Annotated in this window: 8 protein-coding genes; 5 read left to right on the forward strand and 3 right to left on the reverse strand. The window is 64.6% G+C overall.

Annotated features, from left to right (window positions below; translation table 11 throughout):
* Positions 1-13: 13 nt before the first annotated feature.
* On the forward strand, positions 14-1,600 hold the full coding sequence (bcsG, locus tag U5768_RS06560) for a cellulose biosynthesis protein BcsG (RefSeq protein ID WP_322029553.1): 1,587 nt from the start codon (positions 14-16) through the stop codon (positions 1,598-1,600).
* Complete coding sequence (gene bcsR / locus U5768_RS06565; RefSeq protein ID WP_322029554.1) at positions 1,600-1,812, forward strand: BcsR/BcsP family cellulose biosynthesis protein; 213 nt, start codon at positions 1,600-1,602, stop codon at positions 1,810-1,812. The genes bcsG and bcsR overlap by 1 nt, the downstream gene beginning before the upstream one ends.
* A gap of 5 nt (positions 1,813-1,817) precedes the next feature.
* On the opposite strand, the gene U5768_RS06570 is transcribed toward bcsR, so the two are convergent.
* The 3 genes from U5768_RS06570 to U5768_RS06580 all read right to left on the reverse strand — a co-directional run bounded on the left by U5768_RS06570 (position 1,818) and on the right by U5768_RS06580 (position 5,268).
* A complete protein-coding gene (locus U5768_RS06570; RefSeq protein ID WP_322029555.1) occupies positions 1,818-4,049 on the reverse strand; it encodes a tetratricopeptide repeat protein in 2,232 nt (743 codons plus the stop codon).
* Between the two features lie 126 nt (positions 4,050-4,175).
* Positions 4,176-4,424 (reverse strand): hypothetical protein, encoded by a 249-nt coding sequence (locus tag U5768_RS06575; protein ID WP_322029556.1) that lies wholly within the window; start codon positions 4,422-4,424, stop codon positions 4,176-4,178.
* Positions 4,372-5,268: a hypothetical protein gene (locus tag U5768_RS06580; RefSeq protein WP_322029557.1), complete on the reverse strand. Its 897-nt coding sequence runs from the start codon at positions 5,266-5,268 to the stop codon at positions 4,372-4,374. The genes U5768_RS06575 and U5768_RS06580 overlap by 53 nt, the downstream gene beginning before the upstream one ends.
* Before the next feature lie 79 nt (positions 5,269-5,347).
* Here U5768_RS06580 and U5768_RS06585 point away from each other — a divergent pair, with 79 nt between their 5' ends.
* The 3 genes from U5768_RS06585 to rpoD all read left to right on the forward strand — a co-directional run bounded on the left by U5768_RS06585 (position 5,348) and on the right by rpoD (position 8,785).
* Complete coding sequence (locus U5768_RS06585; protein WP_322029601.1) at positions 5,348-5,689, forward strand: XRE family transcriptional regulator; 342 nt, start codon at positions 5,348-5,350, stop codon at positions 5,687-5,689.
* 240 nt (positions 5,690-5,929) lie between these two features.
* A complete protein-coding gene (locus U5768_RS06590) occupies positions 5,930-6,367 on the forward strand; it encodes a GFA family protein (protein ID WP_322029558.1) in 438 nt (145 codons plus the stop codon).
* A gap of 435 nt (positions 6,368-6,802) precedes the next feature.
* Positions 6,803-8,785 (forward strand): RNA polymerase sigma factor RpoD, encoded by a 1,983-nt coding sequence (gene rpoD / locus U5768_RS06595; protein ID WP_322029559.1) that lies wholly within the window; start codon positions 6,803-6,805, stop codon positions 8,783-8,785.
* Positions 8,786-9,132 lie beyond the last annotated feature (347 nt).

The raw sequence follows: 9,132 nt of genomic DNA on the forward strand, positions 1-9,132 counted from the left end.
AACGCGAAACACTATGGGTCTCTGGAATCTCTACTTTCTCGCCAAGCTGTACCTCTACTCGGTCGGCACGCTCAAGCCCGAGTGGTGGATGAACTTCGCCTTCGTCGTTCTGCTGCTCGTGCCGCTGCACCGCCGCTGGCTGCGCATCGCGCGCAATGTGATCGCCGTGGTCGCGGGCATCGCCATTGCGTACCACGAGTCGAGCATGCCTGACATCGGCCGGGCGATCTCGCAGATTCCCGTGCTTTTCACGTTCACGCCTTCGTACATGCTCGAACTCACGCGGCGCGTGATTTCGCTTTCGATGGTGGTGACCGCGGTGATCGCCGTGCTGCTCTATTTCCTCATTAACCGCTGGGTGCGCGTGACGACGCTCGTGCTGATCGCGCTCGTCGTCATGCCGGTCTGGCAGGGCGTGGGCACGTTCGTCGCGAACGCCACCGCGAACGCCTCGCTCGCCAGCAACGGCGACGAGGACAGCGGCACGGGCAAGAAGCGTGACGAGCAGTCGGGCAGCTTCGACCAGCAGCTCGCAGCGTTCCGCGCGAACGAGGAAGGGCGGCACGTGAATTTCACGCCGCTCACGACCGACGCAAATGCGCAATTCGACATCATCGTGGTGCACATCTGCTCGCTCTCGTGGGACGACATGGACCTCGTGAAGATGCGCAACAACCCGCTCTTCTCGCGCTTCGACTACATCTTCCAGAACTTCAGTTCCGCCGCGAGCTATAGCGGGCCCGCTGCCATACGCGTGCTGCGCGCCACCTGCGGGCAGGAACCGCACAAGGCGCTCTACGACCCCGCGCCGCCCGAGTGCCACCTGTTCGCACAGCTTGCGCAGGCGGGTTTTACGCCGCAGGCGCTCCTGAACCACAACGGCCGTTTCGACAATTTCCGCGGCACGGTGATCAACGAAATAGGCGTGCCGGGCGTGACGATTCCCTCCAACGACGGCCTGCCGGAAGCGATGAAGGAGTTCGACGGCTCGACGCTCGTCGGCGACTACGACGTGCTCGCGCGCTGGTACAAGCAGCGCATTGCGGCGGGTGGCGGTCCGGTCGCGCTCTACTACAACACCGTCTCCATGCACGACGGCAACCGCCTGCCCGCACCGAACAACAATCTCACGAGCCTGCAGTCTTACCCGATCCGCCTGCAGAATCTGCTCGGCGACGTCGACAAGGTGATCAATCTCGTCGCGCAATCGGGCCGTCGCGCCGTGATCGTGTTCGTGCCCGAGCACGGCGCGGCGCTACGCGGCGAAGAGAACCAGATTGCCGGCATGCGCGAGATTCCCACGCCGAACATCATCCACGTGCCGGTGGGCGTGAAGGTGGTGGGGTTGCCTGCGGGCAGCGAGCACACCGGCGGCGTGACGACGATCGACACGCCCACGAGCTATCTCGCGCTCGCGCAACTGCTTTCGAATCTCGTGGCGCACAGCCCGTTCGCCACAGGTGCGCCGCCGCTCGCGCAGTATGCGAACAACCTGCCGCAAACGCGCATGGTCGGCGAAAACGAAGGCACGGTGACGATGACGACGCCGAACGGCTATGTGATCCATACGCCGGACGGCGTGTGGGTGGAGGGCAAGTAATGGCGATGCGCTTGTGGGGGGCCGGCCGGCGCGCGCGCAGCGGTCCTGCGCTGCCGAGCGATATCGATGCGCTCGCGCGCCTCGTCGAGGGCGTGGACCGCGACCGCTATCTCGACGTTCAGGCCGAGGACGCCTGGCAGGGGGCCGCGAAACGCTGGCCGCTCGTGGCGGCCGTGCTGGAGTTGCCGGTGGCGGACGCGGAAAAGCGCTGATTCGATTAAAGCGCGCCTTCGGTGGCGCTGCCTGCGTCGGCGCACCACGCTTGCCACATATGCCGGTAAGCGGCTTCCATGTTTCGCGCGAACCGCTCGCCGTCCATGAGCGGCGACGCTTCCATGCGCGCGCGCAGGCCCGCGCGCAGCGCGGCGAGGCGCGGCAGGTCGCGCGCCAGGGCCGTCACGGCGGCCACATACTCCGCGTCGCTCGACGCCGCCAGTTCCGGCAGACCCAGATTGGCCGCGAGGCAGAGCCCCGCGCGGCTCACCGCCGAACGCCCGTAGCGCGTGGGCACCGGCACGCCCATCCAGAAGGCGTCGAGACTCGTGGTGTGGCCGTTGGCCGGGAACGTGTCGAGCGCGATGTCGATCTGCTGATAGGTGCGCAGATAGTCGGCGCGCTCCTGGAAGCCGACGAAGCGCACGCGCGCCGCGTCGATGCCGTGGGCCGCGAACCGCGCGTTCAAGCGCTCGCGCGCGCTGCCGGGCGGCGCCATCGCGAGAAGCCGCGAATTGGGCAGCGCGGCGAACACGCCGGACCAGAGGGACAGCGTGGCGTCGGTGAGCTTGCAGGGATTGTTCAGGCATCCGAACGTAATGTACCCCGCCGTGAGCGCCGGCAACGCGTTCACATCCAGGCCCGTTGCAAGCGAGTCGTAGCACCAGAACGCATCGGGCAGGCGCAGCGAGCGCTCGGTATATTGGTCGTCGATGTGCGGCTCGCCCATCGGATCGAGCCATGGGTCGGTGAGACGCCAGCCGATCGACGGGCTGCCCGTCGTGCCGGGGTACGCGAGCCACGCCACCTGCACCGGCGCGGGGCGCCGCGCGAACAGCAGACGCCGCGCGCCGTCCATGTGCATCGTGAGATCCACGAGCACGTCGATGCGATCGTCGCGAATCTGCTGGGCGAGGCGCGCGTCGTCGAATTCGCGTACATCGCGCCAGACATCGGCGAAACCGCGTAGCCGCGCGGTCACCTCGTCGGTTTGCGGGCTCAGCGAGTAGCAGAAAATTTCCAGCGCCTCGTGATCGTGATGGCGCAACATCGGCGTCGTGAAAAGCGACTGGCAGTGGTTGCGAAAGTCCGGCGAGACATAGCCCACCCGCAACCGACGCGCGGGTTCAGGCGTGTTCGCATGGTGCGCCCCCGCGCTTGCGGCGAGCAACGTCGCTTCGTGCCGCGCCGAAAACTGCTCGGCTTCGGCGCGCACCGCGTGGCCGTCGTCCATCGCGAACATCAGCGACCACAACAAATTGCTGTTCGCGCCCGTGTGCGCGGGATCGCAGGCCATGGCGCGTCGATAGCAGGCAATGGCCGCATCGATGCTGCCGGACTTGCTGCATATGTTGCCGAGGTTGAGGTGCGCCGCGGCGAAATCCGGCTTCAGTTCGATGGCGCGCGTGAAGGCGGCGCGCGCCTCGTCAATGCGGCCGTGCTGCATCATCAGGTTGCCGAGGTTGTTCCACGCGGACACCCTGCCCGGATCGCGTTCGAGCGCGCGCGCGAGCGCGGCTTGCGCTTCGTCGGCACGGCCCGCGTCCAGCAGCACGCAACCGAGGTTCGTGAGCACGTCCACGGAGTCGGGCGCAAGCGTGCGCGCGTGTTCGAGCACGCCCAGCGCCTGGGTGTTGCGGTTCGTGGCGAGCATTACCTGCGCGAGATTGTTCCAGGCGCTCACGTGATTCGGCGCGAGTTCCAGCGTGCGCCGCAGCACCGCTTCCGCTCGCGCGAACTCGCCCGACTTGTACAGCATGGTGCCGTAGTTGAAATGGATGGCCGCATGAGCAGGCGTGAGCGAGAGCGCGCGCTCGAAATGGCGCGAGGCCTCGGCGCAATTGCCCGCTTCGCCGTAGAGATGGCCCAGGTTGTTCAGCGCGACGGGGAAGTCAGGCCGCAGATCGATCGCGCGATGGAGCGCGCGGATCGCGATGTCCCGGTCGGCCGCGCACTGGCAAGTCATGGCGAGGTTCACGAGAAAGACCGGGTCCTCCCGCTCGGCGAGCGCACGAACAATGAGCGCACGCGCCGCAAGCGGATCGCGCCCGTTTTCGATCAAACCGGCCAGGTTCAGCGCATCGGCGTCGCGGGGGTTCGCTGCGATCAGGCGCTCGCAAAGGGCGCGCGCGGTAGTGGTTTCGCCGCGCTGCCACGCGGACTCGGCGGCGGACAGGGTAGCTTGCGTGGCTTGCGCGCGCGGCGCGGCGGAGTGGGAAGCCGGGGGGATCGACATGATAGTGAACGCCTGCCATGGGTTTGGACAGCAAACGTCCGAAGATGGCGATGCGTGTAGACGCGTAACGGTCGATTATCACCGCGTCTCGAAACTGGCTGCGTGCCGTGGCTCCTCGGTGCTCCCTCAGTGCTCCTTACGCCCTCTGGTCTGATGCGCCCGGACTTCGATAACCGAATCGAACAACGCCTCGGCGCGCGCCAGTTCGTCCAACGCGTGGTCGAGCCGCAATTGCGCGGCGCCATAGGCAATCTGCACGGGAAGGTCGTCGTGGACCTCGGCACGCAGGGCGCGAAATGCGCGCTCGACGTTGCGGCTCGCCTCAAAAAAGCGTTGCGCGGCCTCGGCCTCTTGTGAACGAATGGGAATCGCCATGGAAAAGTTCCATCGTGAGCTGTGTCCAGTCTCCCGCACGGGAAACGTGGCGAGTTCTTGCGCCACCAAGCCGTGAAGATGCCGTGTGGTCGGCCGGAGGCAGGTCGAAAAGATCGCGCGTGACGCCGCGCGCCTGCTGCGCGCAGGCCTCGCTGCGCACACGTTTGGTAAGTGCCGCGTAGGTGTCGAAGTCGCCCATGCGCGACGCCTCGTGTATTGCCGACAGATCGCGCGCCTTGACGAGCGTGGGCTGCGTAAGCCGCACGAAGTACGGCGCCTCCAGCTCGGCGGTGAACACAAGTGGGTGGCTCTTGCCCGCTGTATCGACGGCGCGCTCCACGCGATCCACCACGACCGTGCCCTGCGAGGGACTTGGCGGCTTTGCCGTGCTCACGCTGCGCAGCTTCTCCGGGAACACTCGCAGCGAGCTTCCGACGCTGAGTTCGGCAGGCGAGACGCACACGAGCGCGTAGTAATGCTCGCGCGGCGCGCCCGAAGGCAGCGTGGCGCTGCTCGTGACGAACACGTGCTGCGGCAGTTGGCGCACCTGGCCGCTCGCGTCGACCCACGCATTCCAGACGACTACGCGAGGGCGCTGGCCGCGCCTGGCTTGCGCGACGCGAGGGCGGCTCGCCGCGGGCGAGAACAGGGCGAGGAGCGAGCCCGTGCGCAGCGCGGCGACCTGCGCGCTGTTGCCGAGCGACTGGCCGATACCCCACAGAAAGCGCCCACTGCCCTGCCGCCGCTCCCACTCCTTGCGCAGGATCAGCGTGGGGAGATCAACGCCAGCCTCCGGCCCGATACGGGACCAGCAAAACGTGGGCGGTAGGTGTTTCAGTGCCATCGACTTCCTCGGAATGCAGCCGCCCGCCGATTTCGGCAAGCAATTCAATAACCGTTACTGTATAGGTATAATGCATGACATGGAAGCCCCAGATACCTATTTTCCGGTGCAGGAACTGTTGCGGCGGTTATCGGACGATTCACGCTCGGCCAGCGAAATTGCGCGGCTCTCCGGGGTCAGTCAGCCTACGGTTTCGCGTCTTCGCACGTCGAATGGCCGGCGGGTGCGCCGGAGTGCGTCATTCACCAAGCTATGCAGTTTCTATGGCGTGAAGGCGCCGCCGTCCAGCCGGCACGCGCTCGCGTACAACGAATTGCTGCGTAACGCGATCGTCGAGGCGTGGGACGGCTCGGAGGAGCACGGCCGCGCGCTACTCGTCGTCATCAAGGGTTTGAAGGAACTGAGGGAGCGGCCCGCGTAGGAACAGTGCGGTTAGCGAAGGGCCGCAAAAGGTAACCGGGTATGGGAAATTCGCCCGGTATTTCGGGGCTATGAGGGCGCTCCGCAAGGCGCAGAGGCGATCGTTGGAAGATAAATCCCCATATGTGGTGACCTTGGCGTTTTCCTGCGCGGCGGATGACTCAAACGTATGATGTGGGCACGGAAACGGCAGCCGACCGTTCGCAATGTTTGACAACTTGCCACGAGAACACCGCCCGTTATGTCCGCCGACGCTGCCCCTACCTTTACAGACGCTCCCGCCACGCTGCGCGGCCAGTGCCTCTGCGGCGCGGTGCGCTATGCGGTGGCCAATACGTTCCGCTACGCATTCAATTGCCACTGCTCGCAGTGCCGCCGCGCCACGGGGTCCGCGTTCAAGCCGTTTGCGGGCATCGAAAGCGGGGCGCTGCGGCTTACCGAGGGCGAGGCGCAGACGCTCGTCTACGGCGATCCGCAGGCCGCCCTTGACGTCCATTGCGGCCGCTGCGGCTCGCTGCTCTATTCAGTTGTTCGTGAAGGGGCCTATGTGCACGTGACACTCGGCACGCTCACCGATACGCCGGACATCCGCCCTGCCGGCCATATTTTTGTGCGCTCGAAGGCGCCGTGGTTCGAAATCGCCGATTTACTGCCCCAGTACGACGAATTCCCGCCCTGATGTGCTGCGCGCGTCGCGCCCCCCTTGTCCGCACGTACTTGAAGCCCCATATGAACTCCAGGACGGAATGACGCTGCAAATGCGCCCGCCGAGTGGGAAATACGTGAACTATTCGTTTGAAAAATGGTCTAACACACTTATGTAGGAAGTATGTAAGGTAGAGCACCGCAAGCGGTACGACCCTGAAGGCGGACAATGTGCCGCAAACACGACGATTCGGGTTGCCTCGCATGCAGTAACGCACTACCATACGCGGTCTTTCTGCATTGCACGAAAATCCAGGCTGCCACGTCTTTCCAGACTTTGGCGCTCGCTTGGCGGGACCGGCATGCGCCCCCGCCCACTCCCCTGCAATTTCGTCATCGCCAGGACGCCACGCCGCTGGCGCGTGACCCATTTTTGCCCTTGTCGGGCTATCCCTTCGAGGAGAATGTATTGACAAGCCATGACCGGGACGACGCGCTGCCCTCGTCTGCCCGCCCCGCACGCCGTTCGTCGAAAGACAAATCCGGCGATACGACGCCCATGGACGCAGGCTCGCAACTCGAAAAGCGCCAGCATCAAATGCGGGCGCTCATCAAGCTCGGCCGTGAACGCGGCTATCTGACGCACGCGGACATCAACGACCATCTGCCCGACAACTTCGCGCAGACGGCCGCGCTGGAAACGATCGTCGCCACGTTCAACGACATGGGCGTGCAGGTGTACGAGCAGGCGCCCGACGCCGACACGCTGCTCCTGAACGAAGATTCCCGCGCCGACCAGCAGGCCGACGACGAAGCCGACGAAGAAGTCGAAGTCGCGCTCTCGACCGTCGATTCCGAATTCGGCCGCACCACGGACCCCGTTCGCATGTACATGCGCGAAATGGGTTCGAGCGAGCTGCTCACGCGCGCCGGCGAAATCGAAGTGGCCAAGCGCATCGAAGACGGCCTCCAGGAAATGATCCAGGCGATCGCGGCATGCCCGTCGATCGTCGCGACCATCCTCGCCGACGCCGACCGCATCGCCGCTGAAGAAATGCGCATCGACGAACTGGTCGATGGCATCGGCAGCGATGAAGCCGCGCAGGAACCGGCCATGGCCGACGCCGACAGCGGCGAAGAAGTGGACGCACAAGCTTCGGACGAAGAAGAATCGGACGATTCGAGCGACGACGAAGACGACGCGGACGCTGACAACAGCAAGGCAAACGAAGCCCTGCTCGCGCAGTTGAAGGCGGACAGCCTCGCGATCTTCGCGCGCGTTCGCACGCTGTTCGAGCAGATGGCCTGCACGTCGGACGCGAATGCGCGTGCGTCGGCTGCGGAAATGAAGATTTGCGCCGACATCCAGACGGAACTCGCGCCGATCCGCTTCACGGCCCGCACCATCGACCGCCTGTGCTCGCTGCTGCACGAGCAGGTCGCGCAGATTCGCGCGATCGAGCGCAATGTGCTGACCATCGTCGTCGATCGCTGCGGCATGCCGCGCGAAGGCTTCGTCGAGCAGTTCCCGGGCCACGAAACCGATCTGGAATGGGGCGTGCGCGCCGCGGCCGCATCGAACAAGTATGGCCCCGCTCTCGAGCGTAGCCTGCCGGCTATTCAGGCGGAGCAGCGCAAGCTCGCCGAGATCGAAGCGGGCGCATCGCTGTCGCTGCAGCAGATCAAGGCGATCAATCGCCGCATGACCGTCGCCGAATCGAAGATGCGTCAGGCGAAGGGCGAGATGGTCAAGGCGAACCTGCGTCTCGTGATCTCGATCGCGAAGAAGTACGTGAACCGTGGCATGCAGTTCCTCGACCTGATCCAGGAAGGCAACATCGGCCTGATGAAGGCGGTGGACAAGTTCGAATATCGCCGTGGCTGGAAATTCTCGACGTACGCCACATGGTGGGTGCGTCAGGCCGTGACGCGTGCGCTCGCCGACCAGGCGCGTACGATCCGCGTGCCGGTGCACATGATCGAAACGATCAACAAGCTCAACCGCATCTCGCGCGAAATCCTGCAGCAAACGGGTATGGAAGCGCATCCGGCGGACCTCGCCGCGCGCATGGGCATGACCGAAGAGAAGGTGCGTGGCATCCTCAAGATCGCCAAGCAACCGGTTTCGCTCGAAAGCCCGGTGGGTGACGACGGCGACGCGACGCTCGGCGACATGATCGAGGACGCAGGCTCGGCCTCGCCGGCCGACGCCGCGATCCACGCGAACATGCGCGCTGCCATCGACGAGGCGCTCAAGGCGCTCTCGCCGCGCGAAGCGAAGGTGCTGCGCATGCGCTACGGCATCGACACGACTTCGGACCACACGCTCGAAGAAGTGGGCAAGCAGTTCGACGTGACGCGTGAGCGTATCCGCCAGATCGAGAGCAAGGCGATGCGCAAGCTGATGCACCCGAGCCGCGCCGACAAGCTGCGGCCATTCCTGGAGCGTTAAGCGGTTTTATTGCCGCACTTTTGGAAGTTGAAATGAAAAAGCCCGTCACGAAAGTGACGGGCTTTTTGTTTTGCGTCTTGCTGCAGGGAATGTGGAGATTCGATATTCACGCAATGTCCGTGGGCTAACGGAGATGAATGGCTGATCAGGCTGGAATCAGAAGACGTGGCGCTTCAGGGTTCAACAAGCGCAATCGATTCTGAAAGGACGCGGATATATGGCGAGCAATCGGCTGAATCATTGCCGCGTGGCTGTCACGCTCCACCGATCCTCATTGACCTCGGGCTCACAGACACAGAGTTTGATGCGTTATTTTATTGGGCGAGTTGACGCACGAATGGGAATTT

The sequence above is a fragment of the Paraburkholderia sp. J76 genome, from assembly GCF_905220295.1.
GTDB lineage: Bacteria > Pseudomonadota > Gammaproteobacteria > Burkholderiales > Burkholderiaceae > Paraburkholderia.

Coding starts and splice junctions, on each gene's coding strand:
- bcsG (WP_322029553.1), top strand. CDS start 14: ATGGGTCTCTGGAATCTCTACTTTCTCGCCAAGCTGTACCTCTACTCG.
- bcsR (WP_322029554.1), top strand. CDS start 1,600: ATGGCGATGCGCTTGTGGGGGGCCGGCCGGCGCGCGCGCAGCGGTCCT.
- U5768_RS06570 (WP_322029555.1), bottom strand. CDS start 4,049: ATGTCGATCCCCCCGGCTTCCCACTCCGCCGCGCCGCGCGCGCAAGCC.
- U5768_RS06575 (WP_322029556.1), bottom strand. CDS start 4,424: ATGGCGATTCCCATTCGTTCACAAGAGGCCGAGGCCGCGCAACGCTTT.
- U5768_RS06580 (WP_322029557.1), bottom strand. CDS start 5,268: ATGGCACTGAAACACCTACCGCCCACGTTTTGCTGGTCCCGTATCGGG.
- U5768_RS06585 (WP_322029601.1), top strand. CDS start 5,348: ATGGAAGCCCCAGATACCTATTTTCCGGTGCAGGAACTGTTGCGGCGG.
- U5768_RS06590 (WP_322029558.1), top strand. CDS start 5,930: ATGTCCGCCGACGCTGCCCCTACCTTTACAGACGCTCCCGCCACGCTG.